The sequence below is a fragment of the Edaphosphingomonas haloaromaticamans genome (assembly GCF_001853345.1).
GTDB classification, from domain to species: domain Bacteria; phylum Pseudomonadota; class Alphaproteobacteria; order Sphingomonadales; family Sphingomonadaceae; genus Sphingomonas_E; species Sphingomonas_E fennica.
On the sequence record NZ_MIPT01000001.1, the window covers coordinates 2,953,064 to 2,953,657 of the forward strand.

At 66.7% G+C, this 594-nt stretch carries 1 pseudogene; it reads right to left on the reverse strand.

The window, feature by feature from the left end:
* Positions 1–102: 102 nt before the first annotated feature.
* Positions 103–594, reverse strand: a pseudogene (locus BHE75_RS25000) (leucyl aminopeptidase); the annotation flags it as partial.

Sequence of the window (594 nt, forward strand, 5' to 3'; positions counted from 1 at the left end):
GGAGGGGCATGAGGCATATCGAACTTCCGCCGGTGATGGACGGGCAGGCCGTGGCGCGGCTGGCGCTGTTGGTGCGCGCGGCGATGGATGCGGACCTGTCTCTTATACACATCTAGATGTGTATAAGAGACAGGCGCCGGTCAGCGTGGCGAGATCGATCACCGTCTTCACCTTGTGCGTCTTCTGCACCCAGGTGATCGCGTCGCAGAGCACCAGACGCCCCTCGGCATCGGTGTTGATGACCTCGATCGTCTGGCCGGACATGCTGGTGACGACATCGCCGGGGCGCTGGGCATTGCCGTCCGGCATGTTTTCAACCAGCCCGCAGACGCCGATGACATGGGCCTTGGCCTTGCGCCCGGCCAGCGCCTTCATCACGCCGGCGACGGCGCCGGCGCCGCCCATGTCCCACTTCATATCCTCCATGCCGCCGGCCGGCTTGATCGAAATGCCGCCGGTGTCGAAGGTCACGCCCTTGCCGACGAAGGCCACCGGTTCACGGGTGCCGCCGGTGCCGTCCCACTTCATCACCAGCAGGCGCGGCTGGCGGACGGAGCCCTGCGCCACGCCCAGCAGCGCGCCCATACCCAGCTT